Genomic DNA, 22657 nt, shown 5'->3' with positions numbered 1-22657 from the left:
GCACGCCGTGGTCAACCGCCGATGAAGGGACTTTGTCCGGCGGCTTGCTAGCCAATGATTTTGGTGCCGTCGTTGTTTCCTGAAAATAGGCGTGTCGGGCCTCTGCGTTCGTGCGATGGGACTTCGGTCCGAAGATGGCCGGGGACCCGTCGCCCGAGGGTCTGGAATATCCGCCTTCCACGACAATGCGCCAAGCGTTCGGCTGAGCTAGCGGTCACCTCAATTAATTAGCAATCGCTCATAATAAGGCTTATGAATACACTCGCGGTCGCCGACGATCGCAACGTCAGGCGCCGCTTCACACATGGGAGGGATACCATGGCCGAAGTTGCAATGAAGGTGACGAAACTCGAATCCAAATCGCACAACAATCCCGATGAGGTCCGCGCGCCCGCCAAGACGCGTGTAGAGATCGTGCGGCTGCCGGGCTATACGCTCGGGCGGATGAACATGCAGCCGGGCTGGAAATGGTCCGACAGCTGCCAGGTCTCGCATGTCGGCTATGCCGTGTCCGGCTCGATCACCGTACGGATGACCGACGGCACGCAAAAGACCATCGAGGCGGGCACTTCCTACACCATCCCGCCCGGCCACGACGCCTGGGTGGAAGGCAACCAGCCGTTCCAATGCATCGAGGTGCTGAGCGCCGAAGAATACGCCAAGCCGGCATAGCGCAGACAGTCGCAATTTACGTTCAGAAGCGAAGGAGGGATCGCCTCGCGAGGCGATCCCTCCTCATGCTGCGGCGGCGTGTCCCGCGCAAAGGTCATGCGCACAACCGGCGCTCTATCTGTGGCTGCGCCCCCAGTTGTGGAAACCTGCACGGCCAAGCGTGGTGGCTTGACAGAGAGCTTCTTTTGTTCTCTTTATGTTCCGTTAATTCCCCTTACAAAAGACGCAGCTAATGCTGCAATGCCACACAAATGGCCATGGAGCGCGCGATGGCCGCCACGAACACCGCCGCGGCCGCCACCATCCTGCACGCCGACCTCGACGCCTTCTACGCCTCGGTCGAGCAGCTGCTCGATCCGTCCCTGCGTGGCAAGCCGATCGCCGTCGGCGGAGGCGTGGTGCTGGCGGCCTCCTATGAGGCGAAAATCTTTGGCGTGCGCGGCGGCATGCCGGGCCGCAAAGCGCGCGAGCTCTGCCCTCAGCTCATCTTCGTCGGCGGTCATTTTTCCGAATACCAGCGCCTCGGCGACGCCGCGATCAAGGTGCTCGACGACTTCACGCCGGCGGTCGAGCGCATCTCGATCGACGAGGCTTTTGCCGACGTCGCAGGCTGCACGCATCTGTTCGGATCGCCGCAAGAGATCGCGCGAAAAATCCGCGAGCGGGTGAAGGCCGAGCTCGGCCTGCCGATCTCGATCGGTGTGGCGCGGACCAAGCATCTGGCCAAGATCGCCTCGCAGGTAGCCAAGCCCGACGGGCTGGTAGTGGTCGAGCCCGGCATCGAGCTCGCCTTCCTGCACGACCTGCCTGTCACGCTGATGTGGGGTGTCGGCCCGGCGACCAAGGCCAGGCTGGCCGAGATCGGCGTCGAGACGATCGGGCAATTGGCGCGCACCCATAGCGGCGCGCTGGAGCGGCTGATCGGCCATGCCGCCGGCCAGAAGCTTGCCGCGCTCGCCTGGAACCGCGACCCGCGAAAACTCGAGGCACACCGCCGCGCGCATTCTGCCGGCGCGCAATCGGCGCTCGGCAGGAAGCCGGCAGTGCCGCGCGTCTTCGTGCCGACGCTCCTGCATCTGGCCGACCGCGTGGCCAGCCGGTTGCGCGCCAAGGACCGGCCCGGGCGCACAGTGACGGTGCGGGTTCGCTTCGCCGATCTGCGCGCTGTGAGCCGCTCGATCACGCTCGACCAGCCGATCCAGGCGACCGCGATGCTGGCGGAGATCGCCGAGGAACTGGTGCGCGGCGTGCTTGCCGCCCATCCGGGCGAGAGGGACATCTCGCTGCTCGCCATCTCTGTCTCGCATCTGGAGGAGCATGCCGAGCTGCAGCTCGAACTGCCGCTCGGGCTGGCGGACGAGAAGCTGAGGCCCGGCAGCCGCAAAGGCCTGGCGCGCTTCGGCGCCGACCGGGCGGTGGACAAGATCCGCCAGCGCTTCGGCAAGGAGGCGGTCGGCTACGGCACGGTAGCGCTGGAAGGTCCGCGCTCGGTGCCGGACGGGTTTAGGGAATTGGCCGAGAAGGAGCTGTGAGTGGCTGAGGCATCTCCTCTGGCGCCATTGGAGATTGACGAAAGCCTACGCGCCGTCCGTGCGCTGCGTACCAACCGCTTCGGGTAATCTCCCCGTCCGTCGGCGCGGGCCGATTTCCAATCTGTGAAGTTACGCGTTCCCCCACTTGCAAGAATGTCGGTGCTGGGCTCGATTGCGCAAAGCCAGGCTTAAGGACGCCGGACGGACAGGCAAAGGGGGCCGCGATGGAGCCGATTGCGGCTGGATCACCACCGGACGCGGATGGCGGCGCGCCCGAGCGCTACGATCTCGGCCTCTGCCTGTCGGGCGGCGGCTACCGCGCCATGCTGTTTCATGCCGGCGCGCTATGCCGCCTCAACGAGGCCGGGCTGCTCCAGAAACTCGACATGGTAAGCTCGGTCTCGGGCGGCTCGATCGCCGCCGGGCTGCTGGCGGTACTTTGGCCGCGTTTCGCCTTCGTCAACGGTGTCGCCGCCAATTTCGATATCTATCTGGACAGGATACTGGAGTTCTCGCAGGTCTTCCTCGACGCGCCGGCGATCTTCAAAGGCCTGCTCAACCCGTTTTCGAGCGCGGCGCGCGAAGTCGCCGCCTGCTACGAGAAACATCTGTTTGCCGGCTCGAGGCCGATGCTGAAGAGCCTGCCGGAAAAACCCTGGTTCGTGTTCTGCTCCAGCAATCTCGGCACCGGCTCGCTGTTCCGGCTGTCGCGGCGCTACATCGCCGACTATCGCGTCGGCGTCGCCTACCAGGCCGACCTGCCGGTGGCTCTCGCGGTTGCCGCCTCCTCGGCCTTCCCGCCTTTCCTGTCGCCGCTGCGGCTCGACCTCACGCCCTTCGCGTGGAAGAACGACAAGCTCGACCCGAGCGTCGGCCCGCCGGTGCCGCCTTCGCGCGCCGTGCTCACCGATGGCGGCGTCTACGACAATCACGGCATCGAGCCGGCGCTGAAACGCTGCCGCTGGCTGCTGGTCAGCGACGCCGGCGCGCCGTGGCAGGCTTCGAGCGCCGGCTATCGGAACTGGTTCTCGCAGTTGAAACGCGTGCTCGACACCACCGACAACCAGGTGCGCTCGCTCAGGCGCCGGGATCTGGTGGCGCGCTTCCAGGCGGCCAAGGACGCCGACGATCATGGCCTGGCCAATGACGCGACCCGGCACGGCTATGCGACGACGCGCGGCGTCTTCTGGTCGATCGCCAGCAGGCCCGACACGGCCGAGCCGATCTTCGTGCAGACCGCCGCCACCGCACCTGCCGATATCGGCACCTCGCTGCATTTCCTGGGCAGCGAAGAGACGGTCGATTTGGTGAACTGGGGCTATTGCGCCGCCGACCAGGCGCTGCGGGGCTGGTACGAGCCGGCAGTGGCTGCGGGCAAGGGCGTGCCGCTGAAAGCGGGCGACGTGAAGCCCGGCCGCTGCGCTGTGGTGTCGAAGACGCTGATGAGCATGTTCAAGGTTTGAGGGTGCTCGAACTGCCAATTTCCCCCTTGTGGGGAGATTGGCAGTTCCGCCGCCCTCGCCAATTATCAATCGCCTTGGCGCAATCCAATCCGGTTCATCCCCTGCCCAGCGCATGCTAACAGGATCGCTTTCAACCCAAACACCCGGGATGGACAGCGACATGGCGATAGACAAAGTAGCTTTGGTGACGGCGGGCGGCAGCGGCATAGGGGCCGGGGCGGCCAGGCGCCTGGCGGCGGACGGATTCAAGGTCGGCGTGCTGTCCTCCTCCGGCAAAGGCGAAGCGCTGGGCAAGGAGCTCGGCGGCTTCGGCGTCACCGGCTCCAACCAGTCGAATGAGGATCTGAAGCGCCTTACTGATGGCGCGGTGGAACGCTGGGGCCGCATCGACGTGCTGGTCAACAGCGCCGGCCACGGGCCGCGTGCGCAGATCATCGAGATCAGCGACGAGGACTGGCACAAGGGCATCGACACGTATTTCCTCAACGCCGTGCGCCCGACCCGGCTGGTGACGCCGGTGATGCAGAAGCAGAAGGGTGGCGTTATCATCAATATCTCGACCGCGTGGACGTTTGAGCCGAGCGCGATGTTCCCGACGTCGGCCGTGGCGCGCGCCGGGCTTGCCGCCTACACCAAGATCTTCGCCGACACTTATGCCCCCGACAACATCCGCATGAACAATGTGCTGCCGGGCTGGATCGACAGCTTGCCGGCGACGAACGAGCGCCGCGACAGCGTGCCGATGAAGCGCTACGGCACTTCGGATGAGATCGCCGCGACGATCTCCTTCCTGGCCTCGGACGGAGCCGCCTACATCACCGGACAGAACATCCGCGTCGATGGCGGCATCACAAGAGCAGTGTGAAAGGAGCGGTGTGAGGCAAAGAGGACGCCGCCCCTAGATCATCCGGGCCTGCGGGAATTGAGCACCCACAGAAAGACTATCGAGGCGACCAGGACGATCGAATTGCCGACCACGATGTTCCAAAAACGTGTCGGATCGTCCGCCAGAGCGACCCAATGCAACTTGCCGCGGACTTCGCCTGTCTTGATGCCGCAGGCAATGTTGTAGATCGCGATGGCGGCGAGCGCCGCCATCAGGACAAACAGGTCATTGTTCTTGTTGCGATCCATGGAAGCGGCTTTTAACAGCACTTGGTGAAATTTTACTTACCTTGGGTAAGGCGGCGGCCGGAAGACCGACCGCCGCCCGCTCTCATCTTGACGCACCAGAAGGTTACGGCGAAGGCGCCCTAACCTGCGCACTTTTCCTGGAATTGCTCCGACCTTACTGGTTGATCTCGGGCTCGACGAGCTTGGCCAGGTTGCGCAGCGATTCCTGCCAGCCGAGATAGCAGGCCTCGGCGGGGATGGCGTCCGGGATGCCGGCCTGGGTGATGTTGACCTCGGTGCCTACCGAAACCTTCTTAAGGATCACGGTCACCTCTATCTGGCCCGGCAGGTTGGGATCGTCGAAGCGGTCCGTGTAGCGCAGGCGCTCGCTCGGAACCAGCTCGACAAATTCGCCGCCGAAGGAATGGCTGTCGCCGGTGGTGAAGTTGCGGAAGGACATCTTGTAGGCGCCGCCGACCTTGCCCTCGAACTCGTGGACCGTGCAAGTAAAACCGTTTGGCGGCAGCCATTTCGCCAGCGCATCGGCCTCGACGAACGCGCGGTAAACCTTCTCCGGCTTAGTCGCCAGGACGCGATGCAGTTGAATGGTGCTCGGCATGTCTCGATATCCTCTCTTCGTTGATCGATGCCCCAAGGACGGGCAGCCCTCAGCCGATCCGACAGAGGCTGTCAAATTTTGTGGCGCGCGGCTACCCTGCCACCCTTGCAGCGGAGGCTGCGGACGTGAGCGCTTCGATCAGGCTGGGCATCGTCGGTGGCGCGGGCTGGCTGGGCGCAATGTGACGCGATGTGCGACGTCGTTGGCCACCGCTGTTCGTTCGGTCGATCGCTTTTGTCGAGCAAACCGAAATCGGATTCCGGCTCGAATATCCAACGTCGAACATATGGCGACTCAGCCCTTGCTCACCGCGCGCAGCCGCGCTGGTCGATGGCGGTCACGCGCGGCATCTTGCCCATATTTCAGCATGAGCCTCGCAATATTGAGTAAAATTGAGTAATTCGAGGTGTAATTATCCCGCATAAATTGTATTAGAAACCCCTTGTTATGTCTATTTCTAATCATTATCGATCAGCGGTAATTTTTTATCTGTACTGTGACGCGAATCCTTGGAACCATAGGCCGGCTTGCAGGTTGGCCTGAAAATCAGCCGCCACCAAGAAAGGAGTGTCCGATGAGTTTCGTCGTCAACGCGGTAGGCGTTCCTCTTTATTATAGCGGCGCTTCCAACCATTGGTTTTCGGCAACGTCCGGACCGACATTCAACGGCAGCAGCGGCAACGACTCAATCTGGGCCTCCAGCGGCGTCAACGTCACCATGTATGGCGGCCAAGGCGACGACATCTATTACCTCTATTCAGCGGGCAACAAGGTGGTCGAGTACGCCGGACAGGGCATCGACACGATCAACACATGGATGAGCTACACGCTGCCGGACAATGTCGAGAACCTCGTCGTCACCAACGCCCACAACTATGCCTTCGGCAATGCGCTGGACAACATCATCACCGCCAAGGCGGGCGGCCAGACGATCGACGGCGGGGCGGGCAACGATGTGCTGATCGATGGCGGCGGCGGCGCGGATGTTTTCATTATCGCGAAGGGCAACGGCAGCGACTCGATCGTCAATTTCGCCTCGAACGATGCTGTGCGGCTCGATGGTTACGGATTCACTTCGTTCGCCGCCGTCCACAACGCCATGATCCAGGCGGGGCCTAATGTGGTGCTGAACCTCGGATCGGGCGAAATTCTCGAATTCAAGAACACCACGATCGACAAATTCCAACCCAACCAGTTCCAGCTGCCGATCGACAAATCCGGCATGACGCTGTCCTTCAGCGACGAGTTCAACACGCTGAACCTGCACAACAGCCAGGGCGGCACCTGGGATACCAACTTCTGGTGGGGGGCGCCGAACGGCAGCACGTTAACGCGCAATGGCGAGCTGCAGTGGTATATCGACGCCAATTACGCCCCGACCAGCTCGGTGCATCCGTTCAGCGTGCAGGACGGGGTCCTCACCATTACCGCGGCGCAGGCGCCGGCCGACATCAAGCCGCTGATCAACAATTACGAATACACCTCCGGCATCCTGACCACGCATGACTCCTTCTCGCAGACCTATGGCTATTTCGAAATGAGGGCCGACTTGCCGGAACACGCCGGCGCCTGGCCGGCCTTCTGGCTGCTGCCGGAAGACGGCTCCTGGCCGCCGGAGCTGGACGTGATGGAGATGTACGGGCAGAAACCGAATTCGCTGCTGATGACCGCGCACACCAATCAGACGGGCCAGCACACCACGGTCGGATCCACCGTGAACGTCATGGACACCGCCGGCTTCCATACCTATGGTCTGCTGTGGACCCCGGACAAGCTGGTCTGGACCTATGACGGCGTGCAGGTCGCGCAAGCGGCGACTCCGTCGGACATGAACAAGCCGATGTACATGCTGGTCGATCTCGCGATCGGCGGACAAGCCGGCGCGCCGCCCGACCATCTCGCCACGCCGGCCCAGATGAAGATCGACTATATCCACGCCTATACGCTGGATGAGCTGCAGCAGAGCCATTTGAACGTCACGGGCGAACACACAGCCTAGGCGGTCGAGCCAATGTCACAGGAGAGCGCTCCGGGTGCGATCAGGCAGGCCGGCGTGCGGCCGATGTTCCTGCGCGCCGTAACCGATGTCGGGCTGTTCTCGCTGCTCATCAACCTTCTGCTCCTGGTCATCCCGCTCTACCTGCTCCAGGTCTATGACCGGGTGCTGCCCTCCTCCAGCGTCGAGACGCTCGTTTATCTGTCGGTCATCGCGGTCGCGGCGCTCGGTTTCCTCGGCTTTCTCGACGCCGTCCGAGCCGTCTACACGCAGCGCGTCGCGGCGACGGTCAATGACAGGCTTGGCGCCAGAGCGTTCGCCGCTTCGCTCGGTTCCGACAATGCGCCGTCGCCGCTCACCGACCTTGCCTCGGTCTGCGCCTTCATCCGCTCGCGCGGTGTCTCAGTGCTGTTCGACCTGCCCTTTGCGCCGGTCTTCCTCGCCCTGCTCTACATGATCCATCCGCTGTTGTTCTGGGTGACGCTCGGCGGCGAGGCGCTGCTCGTCGTGCTGGTCTTCGCCAACCAGCTTGCCATCGGCAGGAACGATGCGCTCTCGGCGGAGCGTTCGGCCTTGGCCAGCCGGGCCGAGCAGGTCTTTGCCCGCAACGCCGACACGCTGCGCGCCATGGGCATGGTGGAAAACGCCGCGCGCGCCTGGGGCCGGCATGTGGCGGAAGCGCTTGTCCTGCATGACCGTTCGGCCGGCGCCAACGCCGTCTTCAGCGGCGCTTCGAGAGCGCTGCGCATGATGCTGCAGCTGGCGATCCTCGGCTCCGGCGCCTGGCTGGTGCTCAAGGGCGAGATGACGGCCGGCATGATCTTCGCTTCCTCGCTCGTGTCGTCGCGCGCGCTGCAGCCGCTCGACCAATTGATCGGCTCCTGGCGGCAGCTCGGTGAGGCGAGGCGTGCCTGGGCGCGGCTGGGGACCGCGCTGGCGGCGCACCCGGCAGAGACGCGCAAGCTCGTCTTGCCCGACCCGACCGGTGCGATTTCGGCGCAGGATCTTTTCTTCATTGCGCCAAATGCCGCCTTTGGCGTCGAACCGATTCTCAAGCGATTGAGTTTCGCGATCCAGGCCGGCGAAGCGGTGGCGATCGTCGGCCCGAGCGGTGCCGGAAAGTCGACGCTGGCGCGGCTGCTCGTCGGGGCCGCCCAGCCGAGCGGCGGTACGATCAGGATCGACGGCGCGGAGCTCAGGACATGGGACGAAAACCAGCTCGGCCGGCATATCGGCTATCTGGCGCAAGAGGTCGAGCTTTTCCCCGGCTCGATCGCCGACAACATCGCCCGCTTCGACGCGCAGGCCGATGACGCCGCGATCGTGGAGGCGGCAAAGCGCGCTGAGGCGCATGAGCTGATCCTGTCGCTGCGTGACGGCTATCAGACGACGATCGCCGGGACGCTGTCGGGCGGCGAACGGCAGCGGATCGGACTGGCGCGCGCTTTCTACGGCAATCCGCGCATCCTGGTGCTGGATGAGCCGAGCACGCATCTCGACGGCGCCGGAGAGACGGCACTGGAAGCGGTGCTCGCGACGTCCCGCGCTGCGGGCGTCACCACGATCGTGATCACGCATCGCCCCTCGATCGCCACGGCTTGCGACCGTGTGATGGTCTTGCGCGGCGGCGCGATCGAGGCGTTCGGACCGAGCGCCGAGGTGCTGCGCCAACCGGGCAAGCAGCGGAACACGGTGGTCACAGGATCGTTCGCGCCGACCATCCGCGCCTCGCACGGCATCGCCACGGGCCCTGGACGATGACGCAGAGCCTCATCCTCGAAAGCCGCCCGCGCACCGACTTCCGGCGCACGGCCTTCGCCGGCTATGCGGCGATCGCGCTGATGGTCGGCGGCTTCGGTTATTGGGCGGCGAGTGCGCCGCTGGCAGGCGCGGTGATCACGCAAGGCACGATCGCGGCGACCAGCGGCAACATCCTCATCCAGCATCGCGAGGGCGGTATCATCAGGCAGTTGCTGGTGCATGAAGGCGACCGCGTGCGGGGGGGCCAGGACCTCATCCTGCTCGACCGGACCGCCGCGGAAGCCGATCTCAACCGGCTGACAAGACAATGGATCGCGCTCAAGGCAAGCGCGGCGCGGCTGGAGGCCGAGCGCGACGGCCTAGCCACGCTGGCGCCGATCGCCGACCCCGCGCCGGCGCCGTTCCAGCAGGAATTCGAAAACCTCATCCGCGAGCAGCAGAAGGAATTCGACGCCAGGCTTGCGCGATTCTGGTCGGAGCAGTCGATCCTGGCGCAGCGCGTCGCCATGCATCGCGAGTCGGTCAAAGGGCTGAACGCGCAGAAGGCCGCAATCGAGCAGCAGGCCGAGGTGGTGAAGAAGGAGCTCGGCATCAAGACCGACCTTCTGAACCGGGGCCTTACCGACCGCAGGGAATATTCGCAGCTTTTGCGCTCGGAGGCCGACCTCGTCGGCCAAGCCGGCGCGCTCGAGGCGGACCTCGCCTCGGCCAGCACGCAGATCGTGGAAGCGGAGGCGCAGACCGAGCGCGCCACGACGCAGCGCGTCGAGGAGGCGCTGACGAAGCTCGACGACGTGCGCATCAACCTCGCCGACATCGAGGAGCGGATGCGCGCCGCGCAATCGGTGCTGAAGCGCACGACAATCACCGCGCCGGCGGCGGGCATCGTCGTCTCCTCGACCTACAATTCGCAAGGCAGCGTGGTCGCGCCCGGCGAAAAGATCATGGAGATCCTGCCCACGACCTCGGGCCTGGTGGTCGACGCCAGGCTGCGGCCGAAGGACATCGACCAGGTGCATGTCGGCCAGCAGGCAAAGCTCCGGCTGTCGGCGCTCAACGCGCGCCTGACGCCGGAAGTCCCGGCCACGGTGAGCGAGATCTCTGCCGACCGGTTGATCGACGAGGCCACCCACGAACCCTATTTCCGTGCCAGGCTGAAAATCGCTGATGCCCTGCCCCCCGGCGTGAAGGCGGACCAGCTCTATCCCGGCACCCCGGTCGACACCTTCATCAGCACCGGCAACCGGACCTTCTTCGAATATCTGGTACGCCCGATGATGGACTCGTTCGCACGGGCGTTCAGGGAAAGGTAGGGCAGCCCTTCCGGCCGCCTCGGAACGCTGCTTTGCGCCAGAACCGTCCTCGCTTCGGCACATAGGAGGAGGAAGTGATGACGAAGAAGATGCGGGCGAGCCCCTGCTCGGGCTCCTCACTCCGGCCGATACAACTCATCCATACTAAGCTTCGCCATCTCAGTGAACGGCGCCTGTTTCTTCACTCTACCATGCTCCAGGATCACCAGGTCGTCGCAGAACGAGATGGTGCTGCGGTGGTGGCTGATGACGATCGTGGTGCGGCGGCCGGCGCGCGACTTCAGCGTCTCGACGATCGCCGCTTCCGAAAGCCCATCCACCGCGTTGGTGGCCTCGTCGAGGATCAATATGTCGGGGTCGCGTACAAGAGCGCGGGCGAGCGCGATGCGCTGCCTTTGCCCGGCCGAAAGGTTCACCCCGCGATAGCCGACCACCGTCTGGTAGCCTTGCGGTAGCGTTTCGATGAAGCCGTGCGCCTCGGCAAGCTCGGCGGCGCGGCGGGCCTCCTCGAACGTCGCCGTGTCCTTGCCATAGGTGATGTTGTCGAGGATCGTACCGTCGACCAGCTCCAGCTCCTGGCTGGCCAGAGCGATGTGGCGGCGCCAGTCGGCCGGGTCGATCTCGCCGAGCGGCGCGCCGTCGACGAGGATCTTGCCTGCATCCGGCTCGACGAAGCGACAGAGCAGGTTGACGATCGTCGTTTTGCCGGCGCCGGAGCGGCCGATCAACGCCGTCGAGTGCCCGCTCACGATGTCGAAGCTCGCCGCGTGCAGCACCGCCGCGCGCTGCTCCTCATTGGCATAGCTGAAGCTCACGCCCTCGAAGGCGATTTTTTTCGTTAAGGTGGCGAACTGCCGGCTGCCCTCGGGCGGCGCGGGCTTGCCATCGGGATCGAGCAGCCAGGTCACCTCTTCCAGCGAGCCGGAAAGACCCTGCAACTGGCTCCAGGTCATCTGCAAGGCTCTGATATGCGGCTGCAGGCGGTAGAGCAGGATGAGGAAGGCGGCGACCAGCGGGAAACTCAAGCCCTCAAGCCAGGCGCCGATCACCACCGCCAGGAACAGCATGGCGTGCAGAACTTCGGTCAGCGGCCCCAGCGCGCCCTGGCGGTTTGAGAGCAGGAAGGCCGCGCGCCGCACGCCGTCGGACGCCTTTTCGAACGCCGCCTTCTCACGCGCCTCCTGGCCGAAGATGCGGATCAGCCGGCCAGCATGGACGAGATGCAGCATTTGCGAGGCCAAGGCGCTGTTGCGCGCCGAAACATTGCGGCTGGGTGCTCTGAGATGCGCCGACAGCGCCATATGCGCCGCTTGCACCAGCGCCAGCCCCAGCATCACCAGGAGCGTCATCGGCCACGAGAGCAGCAACAGAAAGGCGAGCAGGATGAGCGCCGCCGAGGCGCTGACGATCGCGCTGAGCATACCTTGGATGGCATCCGACGCCCGCCAGGATTCGCTGGAGATGATGTTGAGCAAGCGGCCCGGGCTTTGCCTGAGAAAGAAGGTATAGCCGACATTGAGCAGCCGCTCGGCCAGGGCGCCGCGTATCGCTTGGCTCGCCTTGCCGTAGATATGAGCGGTCAGCACCGAATTGGCGAAAGCGAGGAGGTTCTTGAGCAGGATCGAGCCGAGGATAGCGGCCGAAATCGCAATCAGCCGCTCACGCTCGCCTAGCCCGGCGCCGACCTTCTGCAGGAGGGCGGAGAGGCCGGCCATGCCGGTCGTCTCGCCATGGCCCATGATGATGCCAAGCAGCGGGATGATCAGCCCGATGCCGAGCCCTTCGAGCGCGGCACTTGCAAGTCCGAGCACGACGACGACGGGCATCAGGCCGAGCTGACGCCGTCCGAGCGCGCGCTGCAATATCGACAAGATAGGGGCTTTGGGTTCGATCATCGCGCACCGGCCTCGGCCCTGGCCTCGGTGGTTTCCTGGGCGGGCCGCTCCTGCCGGTCAGGCCGCCCGGCCAGCACCAGGGCCATGAACTTCGCCGCGCCCGCCAGGTTCATCAGCACAATCGGCCAGTGCGACAGGCTGAGCTCCTGGTCGAAGCGCGGACCGCCGAAGAGCTCGCGCGTGGCCGCCCGCGTTGCCCAGTAAAAGTGACGAAGCAGCCACGGGGCGCGGCGCATATGTTTCAGGCAGAGCGCACCGTTGCCGAAATGATAGTCGCGGTGCAGCCGTTCGATCGCCCCGCGGTCGCGCCTTCCATGATGGTGGAAGATCGTCATATCCGGCACATACTCCACCGCCATACCGGCCAGCATGGCGCGCACCAGGTAATCCGTATCCTCGGCCGAGCGCAGCGCTCCGCCGGCGCCGAAGCGTTCGTCGAAGGGACCGATCAAGGCGGCAACATCGCGATGCATGGTCATGTTGCAGCCGAGCACGAAGCCGCCCGGATGGACGGCGCGCGTCAGCCGCTTGCGCTTTTCGCAGCGATTGATGGTGAAGGGCAGGTCCCCGGCGTCGCCGATCTCGACGCGGCCGCCGCGGATCAGCCATTTCTCGCCGCTCGCATAATGCCGCTCGAGGTCGACGAGATAGTCGCGGTCGAGCCGGCAATCGTCGTCGACGAAGACCAGCACGCGCCCGCGCGCTCGCGCCATCCCGGCATTGCGCGCCGCCGCCAGTCCGGGCCGTGGCTCACAGATAGCCGTCAGCGCTGTATCGGATGCCGTGGCGATCCGCGCGAGATAGTCGGCCGTACCGTCGCGCGAGCCATTGTCGACCACCACCAGCTCGGCGGCGAAGGCAGGATGCGTCCGGCAGGCGGCGCGGATCGAATCGATGCAGGACTTCAGCACCGTCGCGCGATCACGCGTGCAGACGATGAAGGAGACCTCAGGCCGCTGGTTCGGGCCGGGAGGCGAGCGTAGATGCTGCAGCAGCGGATGGCGATCGGCGTTCATGCCGCCCCCATCCGATAAGGCGCAAGCACGGACGCCGCTGGCGCGGATTTGAAGCGATAGGCGATCCTATCCGCGCGTTTGCCAGCCCAGATCGAAGCCTGGCTCAACCAGGGCGCCCAGGCGCCGGCGCGCAGCGCGTATTTCTCGCGGCGGCGGATGACGTCCCACTTCGCCGTCAGCGTCAGCAACTCATGCGCCAACGCCGGCCGCTGCTGGTCGTTGACGAGCTGGTAGAGGAAATAGAACAGGTTCAGCGCGCCGGCCTCGAAGCTCGGCCGCGATGCGGCCGGCAACTCGGCGATCCGCTCCTCCAGGCTGCGGATGAACACGGCCGCGCGGCGCACCGTATCGAACGAAACATTGTCGCCAATGGCGCGCAGATCCTGCGTTTCGTCCGCCAGCCCCTCGCGCTCGAGATTTTCGCCGACAATCCGGAGGTGCGTGCGCCGCATCTCGCTTGTATGCAAGCTGGTCACGCTGCCGGGATGCAGGCGGTAGACGAGCAGGCTTTCCGGCATCAGCGCCGCCGGATAGCGGTCGGCCAGCCGCCGGAAGAGATCGAAATCCTCGGCATGCCGGTAGCGGCCATCGTAATGCAGGTCTGCCTCGCCGATGACTCGGCGGTTGTAGACCACCGTCGGGTGCATGAAGATCGTGAAGAACTTCGACAGCACCGGGAGGAGACCGAGGCGGAACACCGGATCCACCCTGCCCCGTGCGACGCGGCCGTGCAGCAGCGTGTCGACAAGCGAGCCGCAGAAGCCGAGTTCGGGCCGCGCGGCAAACAGCGCCGCCTGGCGCGACAGGCGCCAAGGATAGGCAAAATCGTCGGCATCCATCCGCGCCACCAACTCGCCCCGGGCGATTGACAGCCCCTCGTTGAGGCTGGCGACGAGGCCGCGATTCTCGCGCGAGATTATGGCTACGCGGCCGTCCGCCTTGCGGAAGCGCTCCAGGATTTCCAGCGACCTGTCGGTCGATCCGTCATTGATGGCGATGATTTCGAGCCGGTCGTAGTCCTGCCGCAGGATCGATTGGATTGCAGCGCCGACATAGAGCTCGGCATTGTAGATCGGCAGCACGACGGAGATGAGCGGGCGTATCATTGTCAGCTCCGGTCCGTCGGCTGCAGATCGAGCGCCGCTTCTGCGCCGGGATATGTGGCGCCGAACCGCCGGGTCTCGCTCGGCGCACGAGCGCGTGGCCGCGCGATATAGGGAAAATAGCGCTTGAAGCTGTTGAGCGGCTTTTCGAACAGCACCCAGGACAGCGAGGCGACAATCAGCGTGGCGGCGCCCGCGACCAGGAAGCGGCCCGGCCCCTCCTCCGAGACGTTGAGCGGGATCCACGGCTGGGCCTTTACGGTGTAAGCGAGGAGGATCGCGTGATAGAGATAGACGCCGTAGCTGATGCGGCCGAGGAAAAGCAGCGGAGGCAGTTCGGCCAGCCAGCCGAGCGTGCCGGGAAGGCCGTTCGAGCACATCGAGACGATCGCCACCAACGGCACCAGCGGCAGCACCTGCACCAGGAGCCAGCGCGGCCATTCCCATGTCGAGTTCGCCGGCCCCGGATCGGACAAGACGACGAGTAGGAAGAGCGCCACGAAGGCCGGCCAGCCGAACCGCATCCAACACGGCACGCCGGCGCCCCTGGCGCGACGTACGGCAAGCAGCGCGCCGCAGGCAAGCGCATCCATCGAGGCCGGCGGCAACAGGTCTCGGGCCAGCGCCGGGTTGGCGGCGATCGGCCAGTAGAAGCGGTAGGCGAGCGAAAAGCAGATGAGGCCAATGGTGATCGCCTCGATGCGCCTGCGCGGCGCCAGGAGCACGATCAGCGGCCAGGCGATGTAGAACTGCTCCTCGATGCTGAGGCTCCAGAAATGGCAAAGCAGCCAGGGCGTCCAGTCGTTGCGATGCGCGTACCAGAAGTTCGACAGATAGAGCGCGTGCCAGATGAGCGACGATCCAGCCTGTTCAAGATCGGTAAACCAGACGAAGGCCAGTACCGCGAAATAGGGCGGGAATATTCGGATCGCGCGCCTGGCATAGAAGGAGCGCAGCGCCGATCCAGCCGCGAATTGGTCGGCGTCGCGTGCCTCCAGCAAAAGCCTGGTGATCAGGAAGCCGGAAAGCACGAAGAACAGCCGCACTCCGAGATGACCAAGGAAGGACGTGCCGCCGGGCGCGAAGAAATGCGAATAAAGCACAAGCGTGACGGCAGCAGCCCGGAGCGCGTCAAGCTGGAGGTCGCGACCGCCGGGCATCATTCGCAGCCGCTGGTGCTGACGACATGGCCCGGGCCGGCGGCCGCAACATCCGTGCCGGTCAACGGAAAACGCAAGCGTGCCGACTCCTAAACCGTATATTCGCCTACGCTAAAGGACTGCGGCACAAAATGGTGCGGTGCAACACAGAATAGTTATCAGCCTGAATGAAAACGTGACCGTTCGTTCCAGGAAATGACACGTCTATGCCGCTATTCTGCCTTTTTTGGCGAAGCGGCAGGCTCCAACCAATGCGGATGCATCAAGCTCTTCGAAGCTTTTGGAGAACCGCTCAGACAACGCCACAATGTACCCCGGCGACATACCAAAAGGGGTTACCCTCCTCGCTTCCATCTCTCTGGCTCAATCACCGCCTGTAGACATCGTGGCGGCAATGAAACAATCTTCACTGCGGGAACATAAGCGCGTCGAAGAAGGCGCCTACCACCGAGTGCGCATGAAGAATCGCTGGACCTTGTACGATCCGCGCCTGGCCGGGATGCTGGTTGCACCGGTGCTCTTGCTGCTGATCTTCTTCCTGGTGCTGCCGATCGCGGTGATGGCGGCTTATACGTTCTTCACCTTCGTCACCGCAGGCGTCGAAACCAGCGCGCTGACCACCGCCAACTGGCAGGAATTCTTCAGCGACAGTTATTATTCCGGCTTCCTGCTGAAGACGTTGAGGGTCGGCGCGATCACCGCGCTGCTGTGCGGCGTGCTCGGCTACTTCCCGGCCTATTTCATCTGGGCCACGAGCTTCCGGCACAAATGGCTGCTCTTGCTCCTGCTCATCGTGCCGTTCTGGATCAGCTTCACCATCCGCACCTTTTCCTGGATCAACATCCTTGGCGAACAGGGCGTCATCAACGTCGCGCTGCTCAAGATAGGTATCATCAATGCGCCGCTGCCGATGCTCTACAATGAAGGCGCGGTGATCCTGGGGCTGCTGCATTTCCTCCTGCCCTACATGATCCTCAACGTCTATGTCAGCCTCGAGGGCATTGACCGCACGCTGATCTCGGCGGCCCGCTCGATGGGCTGCACCAGCGCGCAGGCGTTCCGCGAGGTGACGTTGCCCCTTTCCTTGCCGGGTCTCGCGGCGGGCCTGCTGCTCTGCTTCGTGCTGGCGGCCGGCAGCTATGTGACGCCGCAGCTCTTGGGTTCGGGCCGCGACGCGCTGTTCGGCAATTTGATCTATGACACCATCATGAGCGAATTGAACTGGCCGCTGGGCGCAACGCTGTCGATCGTGCTGTTCCTCGTGCTCGGCTTCTTCGCCGCGATCTACACCCGCTACATGGGTATGTCGCAGATCGTGAAGGGGTTGGGCGGATGAAAGCTGCGCGACCGAACAAGGAAGGCAAATGGGCCTGGCGGCTGACCGGCTTCGTCACGCTCTGCGTCTACATCTTCATGTTCGCGCCGATCGTGGCGACCGTCATCCTGTCGTTCAACGCCTCGATGTTCGGCGGCTTCCCGATGACCGGCTTTTCGCTGCAATGGTATGCCAAGCTGATGGGCAATGAAGCGGTGCTGACGGCCTTCCGCACCTCGCTGTGGATCGCGCTGGTGACGGCGGCCGTCACCACGGCAATAGGCGTCGTCACGGCCTTCGCGCTGGCGCGCTTCGACTTCCGCGGCAAGCAGGCGCTGAGCACGCTGGTGATCCTGCCGGCGCTGGTGCCGGAAACCATTCTCGGCGTCGGTCTTCTGGTGCTGATCAAGGCGATCGACCAGCCGCGCACAATGCTGCTCCTGGTGCTCGGCCACATCCTGCTTGCGGTGCCCTATGTGGTGCTGATCGCGCAGGCGCGCATGGTCGGCATAAGGCGCGTCTATGAGGAGGCGGCGCTCTCGCTCGGCGCCTCGCGCTTCTCGTCCTTCCGCGAGATCACGCTGCCGCTGCTCATCCCAGCGGTCGTCGGTGGCGCGCTGCTCGCCTTCACCATTTCGTTCGACAACACGTCGGCCAGCCTGTTCTGGCGGCCGGCCGGCGTTGAGACGATGCCCACGCAAATCCTTTCGATGCTGAAAATCTCGATCAGCCCGGAGATCAACGCGCTCGGCACCGTGATGATTGTGGTGACCGTCGGCATCCCGCTGATCGGCGGCCTGCTGATGCAAAGCCTGACAAAACTGAGAAGACGCGGCGAACCCAAGGAGGAAGCACGATGAAACTGACCACCACCAAGCGGCTGGAGCGGCTGCACGACCGCTATGTCAACGGCGATCTCAGCCGACGGACGTTCCTGAGTCTGACCGCGGCTGCTGCGGCCTCCGCCGGCCTCTCCATGCCGTGGATGAGCCGCGCGCTTGCCGCGGTCGAGCAGGTGCGCTTCGACGGCTGGGGCGGAACGGTGCAGGACGCGATCGACAAATATGCTTTCCAGGCCTACACGGCCAAGACCAAGATCAAGGTGGTGCAGGGCACGTTCGGCGACGAGAACGAGATCATCACCAAGATCAAGACGGCCAAGCCCGGCGACTTCCAGATCGTCCATTCGTCCGGCGTCAACTATTACATCAAATATATCAATGCCGGGATGAACTCGGAGATCAACGAGGCCAACATTCCCAACATGGCGAATGTGCTGCAGCCGATGATCGAGCCGTTCCGCAAGCTGACGCCGAAGCTGTCGGCCGTGCCTTACGATTATGGCACCACCGGCATCGCCTACAACACCAAGGTGATCTCGCCGGAGGAAGCCAAGGAAAAGGGCGCGGCACTTCTGCTCGACAAGAAATATGCCGGCAAGGTCGGCGGCTATTCCGACATGACCACCCGCGTCTGGTACGCGGCTCTCGCCACCGGACAAGATCCCAACGATCTCAAGGACATGGACGCGATCTGGGCCAAGGTGCGCGAGACGCGCGACCTCGCCAAGAAGTTCTGGAGCTCCGGCGCGGAGCTGATGGACCTGCTCTCCAAGGGCGAGATCGTAGTGACCGACGCCTGGTCGGGCCGCGTCGCGGCGCTGCAGGACCAGGGCCACCCGATCGGCTATCTCGATCCGGCCGGCTCCTATGCCTGGATGGAGGACATGCTGATCCTGAAAGGCTCGCCGATGGCCGAGTGCGAGGAGCTGATCAACTTCATGCTCGATCCGGCGACCTCGATCGCGGTGGCCGAAGGCCAGAGCTATCCGCCGTCGCTCGACCCGAACAAGGTCAAGCTCACCGACAAGATCGCGAAGCTGCCGGCTTTCGATCCGACCGGCACGATGAAGGCGTTGACCTTCGCCGATCCGGTCTATTGGGCGACCAACGAGGACGCCTGGACCAAGCAGTGGAACAGGATCTCGAAAGGTGCCTGACAGCCAGGGCACGACACTCAATCCCCGGCCGGCCTCGGCCGGGGCGGAAGGCGCGAGCGCGGGCGCCGGGGCGAGCAGCCCGGCGGTCGAGTTCCGCAACATCGACATCGCCTACGGCAAGTTCGTCGCGGTACGCGATTTCTCGCTGTCGATCGGCAAGGGCAGCTTCGTCACGCTGCTCGGCCCTTCGGGCTGCGGCAAGACGACGATCCTGCGCTCCATCGCCGGGTTGGTCGATATTTCTGCCGGCCAGATCATGATCGGCGGCCGGCGGGTCGACGACGTGCCGATCTACAAGCGCAATATCGGGCTGGTGTTCCAGAGCTATGCGCTGTTTCCGCACAAGAGCGTGTTCGACAATGTCGCCTTCGGGCTGAAACACCGCAACGTCGCCAAGCCCGAGATCAAGCGCAAGGTCGGCCAGGCGCTCGACATGGTGCGGCTGCCGGGCAGCGAGAAGAAACTGCCCTCGCAATTGTCGGGCGGCCAGCAGCAGCGTATCGCGCTGGCGCGCGCCATCGTCTTCGAGCCGCAGGTGCTTCTGCTCGACGAGCCGCTCTCGGCCCTCGACGCCAATATGCGCGAGGAGATGCGCGTCGAGATCAAGAAGATCCAGAAGGAAACAGGCATCACCGCCATCTTCGTCACGCACGACCAGGAAGAGGCGCTGTCCATGTCGGACCGCATCGTGGTGATGAATGCCGGCTCGGCCGAGCAGATCGGCACGCCGGAAGAGGTCTATGAGCGGCCGGCCACCGCCTTCGTCGCCGACTTCCTCGGCAAGGCCAACATGCTGTCAGGCACGGTGAGCCGATCCGACGGGCCGACCATTGTCACGCTCGCCGGCGGTCAGACGATCTATGTGCTTTCACCCAAGGCGCTGCCGCAGGGAAGCGCAGTCACCGTCGTGGTGCGGCCGCAGAAACTGTCGGTCGGTCGAGCGAGCGCCAACCGGTTGCCCGGCCGGATCGTGTCTGCCTCCTATCTCGGCGGCAGCGCGATCTACGAGGTCGACATAGGCGGCAAGGCGAACATCCGCGCCAACGCCCCGATCGACGGCCGGGTGCTGCGCGAAGGCGAAGCGATCGAACTCGGCTTCGACCCGCACGATTGCGTCTTGCTGGACGAGGCCGGGCTGCGGATTTCCTGAGATCGCGACAGGGCGGCGCAAAGCATCGGGCTGCCCGCGATCCAGTCCGGCTTCAATCAACCCCAGCCCGGCTGGGCGTCAGTCGCGAAACCTCCATTTCCACGGCAATTCGACACCCGTTCCAACGCTCGTTCCCTCGGTCATGGGCGACAAGTCCGCCATCGACGACGCGAACGGTCGCGCCGCAAAAGATGGAGACGACGATGACGACTTTGGAACACACCGCCCATGAAACCAGCCGATCGGGTCTCGGCCCGATCAATTTTGCCGGCCGTGCGCTGCGCCTTGTCTACCGTGCAATGAGGATGCGCAGCGACCGCGCCGCCATGCAGGCTATGCCCGATTACCTACTCAAGGACTTGGGTATCGCCCGTTCTGAAATCGATCATTACACCTCGATGCGCTACGCCTCCGACACCAACGGGATGGACATCCGCAGCGCCCGCTGACCGCCGATGGCGATCGTCGCCACGCCGTCGACAGGCCCCGGGCTTCCCCACGCCCGGGGCTGTTGCGTTCCGGCGCATTCGGGTCAAGACACTTCGTTTCAAACGATACGCCCGACGCAATTTCCACGGTAGGCGTATGAAAAATTCCACGGTCTCATCCACTCTCGTTCAAACGCTCCATCGGCAAACAGAGGCCGTCACGGCAACCAAGCCGCAAACGAACCTTTGGAGATGAAGATGCAACCCAACACCAAACCTGCACGGCTTCCGCTCAATGGCGTCGACACGCCGAACCTTTTGGCGACGATCAATTTCGTCGCCGGGCAGCCGGAGCTGGCCAAGTTCCAGTTCCGTGCTCACAACGAGTGGATCGAGGGCACGCACAGCAAGACCGTCATGAACGGCTTCTTCGGCGCCGGACAGGAGCAGAAGCACGAGAAGCCGCATTATGCCGATGCCGATCACCCGGCGATCTTGTGCGGCGCCGACAATGCGCCGACCCCGGTCGAGTGGCTGCTGCACGGGCTGGCGGGCTGCCTGATGGCGGGCGTCGCCAACATCGCCGCCGCGCGCGGCATCAAGCTCACCAAGGTGAAATGCTCGGTCGACGGCGACATCGACCTGCGCGGCATTCTCGGCATCTCCGACGAGGTCCGCAACGGTTTCCAGAACATCCAGGTGTCGTTCGAGATCGAAGGCGATGCGCCGGCCGAGAAGCTCCAGCAGCTGGTCGAGCAGTCGCGCGCCCGTTCGGCCGTGTTCGACGTGCTGACCAAGGGCGTGCCGGTCACCGTCGGCATCAAGACCATCCAGTAAGCAGGCCGGCGGTCCGGAACCGATCCGGGCCGCCGCCTCCCGAGACGGAAATGAACCATGAGACGCTCGGACGTCGTCATCATCGGCGCGGGCCAGGCCGGGCTTGCGCTCAGCCATTGCCTCGGCCAGGCCGGCATCGACCATGCCGTGCTGGAGCGCGGCCGCATCGGCGAGCGCTGGCGTTCGCAGAGCTGGCGCTCGCTCAGGCTGCTCACGCCGAACTGGCTGAACGCCTTGCCCGGCTCGCCCTATGAGGGCGGCGATCCGGACGGCTTCATGACCAAGGAGGCTTTCGTGGAAAGCCTGGAACACTACGCCTGGGAATGGCATGCACCCGTCGAGAGCAATGTCGAGGTCATCGCTGCCAGGCGGACCGTCGAAGGCTTTGCCTTGCGCACCAGCGCCGGCGAGCTGTTGGCGCGAGCGGTCGTCGTCGCGACGGGACATTGCGACCGGGCGGTCATCCCTTTTTCGGCTGAGATGCTTCGCGGACCGCTCAGCATCCACGCTTCGCAATATCGCTCGCCTGGCGAGCTGCCGGGCGGCGGTGTGCTGGTTGTCGGCGCCTCGTCCTCCGGCGTGCAGATCGCCGACGAGCTCGTCCGCGCCGGGCGGCGCGTGGTGCTTTCGGTCGGCAAGCATACACGCCTGCCCAGAACATGGCGCGGCCAGGATATCTTCTTCTGGCTTTGCGAAATGGGCTTGATGGCACAGCGCCAGGAAGACCTCGCCGATCCGGAAGGCGCCCGGCGCCAACCATCGCTGCAGCTCGCCGGCCGACCGGACAGGGCAGATGTCGACCTCGCCACGCTGCAGGCGCTCGGCGTGGAACTCACCGGGCGGGTGCATGGCGTCGGCGACCGCGAGATCGGCTTCGCCGGCGATCTTGGCCAGCACATCGCAGCAGCCGAAGCGAAGCAGGCGCGCCTACTCGACCAGATCGATCGCTTCGCGGGTATGACGACACCGTACCGGCCCGAGCCGGTGGCGACGCCGGCGACGTGCGCGGCGCGGCTTTCGCTGACGGACGGATCGATCCGCAGCATCGTCTGGGCAACCGGCTATGCGCGCTCGTTCGGCTGGCTGGAGCCGCTGGCGCTCGGCGCCGATGGCGAGCTGGCGCATCAGGGCGGCGTCACCAGCGTGCCGGGTCTCTACGCGCTCGGCTTCCGCTTTCTGCGCAAACGCGATTCCAACTTCATCGGCGGCGTCGGCGCGGATGCCGAGGCGATCGCCGCTGAAATCTCCCGTTATCTCGATTGCAACGCCCGCAAGGCGGCCTGAG

The 22657-nt window shown here is 64.5% G+C and carries 20 protein-coding genes; 14 read left to right on the top strand and 6 right to left on the bottom strand.

What is annotated here, in order from left to right:
- Positions 1-318 precede the first annotated feature (318 nt).
- The 4 genes from CK219_RS18965 (at position 319) to CK219_RS18950 (ending at position 4532) form a co-directional block, all read left to right on the top strand.
- On the top strand, positions 319-672 hold the full coding sequence (locus tag CK219_RS18965; RefSeq protein ID WP_095768473.1) for a cupin domain-containing protein: 354 nt from the start codon (positions 319-321) through the stop codon (positions 670-672).
- Positions 673-941: 269 nt separating this feature from the next.
- Positions 942-2204 carry a DNA polymerase IV gene (gene dinB, locus CK219_RS18960; RefSeq protein ID WP_095768472.1) on the top strand — a complete coding sequence of 421 codons (1263 nt, stop codon included), beginning with the start codon at positions 942-944 and terminating at the stop codon, positions 2202-2204.
- Positions 2205-2428: 224 nt separating this feature from the next.
- On the top strand, positions 2429-3667 hold the full coding sequence (locus CK219_RS18955) for a patatin-like phospholipase family protein (RefSeq protein WP_095768275.1): 1239 nt from the start codon (positions 2429-2431) through the stop codon (positions 3665-3667).
- A gap of 160 nt (positions 3668-3827) precedes the next feature.
- Complete coding sequence (locus tag CK219_RS18950; protein WP_095768471.1) at positions 3828-4532, top strand: SDR family oxidoreductase; 705 nt, start codon at positions 3828-3830, stop codon at positions 4530-4532.
- A gap of 38 nt (positions 4533-4570) precedes the next feature.
- On the opposite strand, the gene CK219_RS18945 is transcribed toward CK219_RS18950, so the two are convergent.
- Both CK219_RS18945 and CK219_RS18940 read right to left on the bottom strand, forming a co-directional pair.
- Positions 4571-4801: a hypothetical protein gene (locus CK219_RS18945; protein WP_095768274.1), complete on the bottom strand. Its 231-nt coding sequence runs from the start codon at positions 4799-4801 to the stop codon at positions 4571-4573.
- Between the two features lie 154 nt (positions 4802-4955).
- On the bottom strand, positions 4956-5399 hold the full coding sequence (locus tag CK219_RS18940) for an SRPBCC family protein (protein WP_095768273.1): 444 nt from the start codon (positions 5397-5399) through the stop codon (positions 4956-4958).
- 574 nt (positions 5400-5973) lie between these two features.
- On the opposite strand from CK219_RS18940, the gene CK219_RS18935 reads away from it, so the two are divergent.
- Genes CK219_RS18935 through CK219_RS18925 form a run of 3 tightly spaced genes read left to right on the top strand, consistent with a single transcriptional unit; the run spans position 5974 to position 10469 of the window.
- Positions 5974-7398: a family 16 glycosylhydrolase gene (locus CK219_RS18935; RefSeq protein ID WP_095768272.1), complete on the top strand. Its 1425-nt coding sequence runs from the start codon at positions 5974-5976 to the stop codon at positions 7396-7398.
- 12 nt (positions 7399-7410) lie between these two features.
- Positions 7411-9156 carry a type I secretion system permease/ATPase gene (locus CK219_RS18930; protein ID WP_095768271.1) on the top strand — a complete coding sequence of 582 codons (1746 nt, stop codon included), beginning with the start codon at positions 7411-7413 and terminating at the stop codon, positions 9154-9156.
- Complete coding sequence (locus CK219_RS18925) at positions 9153-10469, top strand: HlyD family type I secretion periplasmic adaptor subunit (protein WP_095768270.1); 1317 nt, start codon at positions 9153-9155, stop codon at positions 10467-10469. The genes CK219_RS18930 and CK219_RS18925 overlap by 4 nt, the downstream gene beginning before the upstream one ends.
- 116 nt (positions 10470-10585) lie before the next feature.
- On the opposite strand, the gene CK219_RS18920 is transcribed toward CK219_RS18925, so the two are convergent.
- Genes CK219_RS18920 through CK219_RS18905 form a run of 4 tightly spaced genes read right to left on the bottom strand, consistent with a single transcriptional unit; the run spans position 10586 to position 15643 of the window.
- Complete coding sequence (locus CK219_RS18920; RefSeq protein ID WP_095768269.1) at positions 10586-12364, bottom strand: ABC transporter ATP-binding protein; 1779 nt, start codon at positions 12362-12364, stop codon at positions 10586-10588.
- A complete protein-coding gene (locus tag CK219_RS18915; protein ID WP_095768268.1) occupies positions 12361-13380 on the bottom strand; it encodes a glycosyltransferase in 1020 nt (339 codons plus the stop codon). Before CK219_RS18915 ends, CK219_RS18920 begins: the two co-directional genes overlap by 4 nt.
- Entirely contained in the window at positions 13377-14486 is a 1110-nt protein-coding gene (locus CK219_RS18910) for a glycosyltransferase family 2 protein (RefSeq protein ID WP_095768267.1), read from the bottom strand. The genes CK219_RS18915 and CK219_RS18910 overlap by 4 nt, the downstream gene beginning before the upstream one ends.
- 2 nt (positions 14487-14488) lie before the next feature.
- Complete coding sequence (locus tag CK219_RS18905) at positions 14489-15643, bottom strand: acyltransferase (RefSeq protein ID WP_095768470.1); 1155 nt, start codon at positions 15641-15643, stop codon at positions 14489-14491.
- Positions 15644-16100: 457 nt separating this feature from the next.
- Between CK219_RS18905 and CK219_RS18900 the strand changes: the two genes are divergently transcribed.
- The 7 genes from CK219_RS18900 (at position 16101) to CK219_RS18870 (ending at position 22656) form a co-directional block, all read left to right on the top strand.
- On the top strand, positions 16101-16979 hold the full coding sequence (locus tag CK219_RS18900) for an ABC transporter permease (protein WP_095768469.1): 879 nt from the start codon (positions 16101-16103) through the stop codon (positions 16977-16979).
- On the top strand, positions 16976-17818 hold the full coding sequence (locus CK219_RS18895) for an ABC transporter permease (RefSeq protein WP_095768266.1): 843 nt from the start codon (positions 16976-16978) through the stop codon (positions 17816-17818). The genes CK219_RS18900 and CK219_RS18895 overlap by 4 nt, the downstream gene beginning before the upstream one ends.
- The gene (locus CK219_RS18890) at positions 17815-18957 is read left to right on the top strand and encodes an ABC transporter substrate-binding protein (protein ID WP_095768265.1); all 1143 of its coding nucleotides are present in this window, start codon (positions 17815-17817) and stop codon (positions 18955-18957) included. Before CK219_RS18895 ends, CK219_RS18890 begins: the two co-directional genes overlap by 4 nt.
- Positions 18950-20107, top strand: a complete 1158-nt coding sequence (locus CK219_RS18885) for an ABC transporter ATP-binding protein (protein ID WP_095768264.1) — start codon at positions 18950-18952, stop codon at positions 20105-20107. Before CK219_RS18890 ends, CK219_RS18885 begins: the two co-directional genes overlap by 8 nt.
- Before the next feature lie 203 nt (positions 20108-20310).
- The gene (locus CK219_RS18880; protein ID WP_176477070.1) at positions 20311-20556 is read left to right on the top strand and encodes a DUF1127 domain-containing protein; all 246 of its coding nucleotides are present in this window, start codon (positions 20311-20313) and stop codon (positions 20554-20556) included.
- A gap of 237 nt (positions 20557-20793) precedes the next feature.
- A complete protein-coding gene (locus tag CK219_RS18875) occupies positions 20794-21372 on the top strand; it encodes an OsmC family protein (RefSeq protein ID WP_224529713.1) in 579 nt (192 codons plus the stop codon).
- A 57-nt stretch (positions 21373-21429) separates the two neighbouring features.
- Positions 21430-22656 carry an NAD(P)/FAD-dependent oxidoreductase gene (locus CK219_RS18870; RefSeq protein ID WP_095768261.1) on the top strand — a complete coding sequence of 409 codons (1227 nt, stop codon included), beginning with the start codon at positions 21430-21432 and terminating at the stop codon, positions 22654-22656.
- Position 22657 lies beyond the last annotated feature (1 nt).

Source organism: Mesorhizobium sp. WSM4313, from assembly GCF_002294725.1.
Taxonomy (GTDB): Bacteria; Pseudomonadota; Alphaproteobacteria; order Rhizobiales; family Rhizobiaceae; genus Mesorhizobium.
Note: the sequence above shows the minus strand (reverse complement) of the source record. Positions and strands in the feature narration are given on the sequence as shown.

Coding starts and splice junctions, on each gene's coding strand:
- CK219_RS18965 (WP_095768473.1), top strand. CDS start 319: ATGGCCGAAGTTGCAATGAAGGTGACGAAACTCGAATCCAAATCGCAC.
- dinB (WP_095768472.1), top strand. CDS start 942: ATGGCCGCCACGAACACCGCCGCGGCCGCCACCATCCTGCACGCCGAC.
- CK219_RS18955 (WP_095768275.1), top strand. CDS start 2,429: ATGGAGCCGATTGCGGCTGGATCACCACCGGACGCGGATGGCGGCGCG.
- CK219_RS18950 (WP_095768471.1), top strand. CDS start 3,828: ATGGCGATAGACAAAGTAGCTTTGGTGACGGCGGGCGGCAGCGGCATA.
- CK219_RS18945 (WP_095768274.1), bottom strand. CDS start 4,801: ATGGATCGCAACAAGAACAATGACCTGTTTGTCCTGATGGCGGCGCTC.
- CK219_RS18940 (WP_095768273.1), bottom strand. CDS start 5,399: ATGCCGAGCACCATTCAACTGCATCGCGTCCTGGCGACTAAGCCGGAG.
- CK219_RS18935 (WP_095768272.1), top strand. CDS start 5,974: ATGAGTTTCGTCGTCAACGCGGTAGGCGTTCCTCTTTATTATAGCGGC.
- CK219_RS18930 (WP_095768271.1), top strand. CDS start 7,411: ATGTCACAGGAGAGCGCTCCGGGTGCGATCAGGCAGGCCGGCGTGCGG.
- CK219_RS18925 (WP_095768270.1), top strand. CDS start 9,153: ATGACGCAGAGCCTCATCCTCGAAAGCCGCCCGCGCACCGACTTCCGG.
- CK219_RS18920 (WP_095768269.1), bottom strand. CDS start 12,364: ATGATCGAACCCAAAGCCCCTATCTTGTCGATATTGCAGCGCGCGCTC.
- CK219_RS18915 (WP_095768268.1), bottom strand. CDS start 13,380: ATGAACGCCGATCGCCATCCGCTGCTGCAGCATCTACGCTCGCCTCCC.
- CK219_RS18910 (WP_095768267.1), bottom strand. CDS start 14,486: ATGATACGCCCGCTCATCTCCGTCGTGCTGCCGATCTACAATGCCGAG.
- CK219_RS18905 (WP_095768470.1), bottom strand. CDS start 15,643: ATGCCCGGCGGTCGCGACCTCCAGCTTGACGCGCTCCGGGCTGCTGCC.
- CK219_RS18900 (WP_095768469.1), top strand. CDS start 16,101: ATGAAGAATCGCTGGACCTTGTACGATCCGCGCCTGGCCGGGATGCTG.
- CK219_RS18895 (WP_095768266.1), top strand. CDS start 16,976: ATGAAAGCTGCGCGACCGAACAAGGAAGGCAAATGGGCCTGGCGGCTG.
- CK219_RS18890 (WP_095768265.1), top strand. CDS start 17,815: ATGAAACTGACCACCACCAAGCGGCTGGAGCGGCTGCACGACCGCTAT.
- CK219_RS18880 (WP_176477070.1), top strand. CDS start 20,311: ATGACGACTTTGGAACACACCGCCCATGAAACCAGCCGATCGGGTCTC.
- CK219_RS18875 (WP_224529713.1), top strand. CDS start 20,794: ATGCAACCCAACACCAAACCTGCACGGCTTCCGCTCAATGGCGTCGAC.
- CK219_RS18870 (WP_095768261.1), top strand. CDS start 21,430: ATGAGACGCTCGGACGTCGTCATCATCGGCGCGGGCCAGGCCGGGCTT.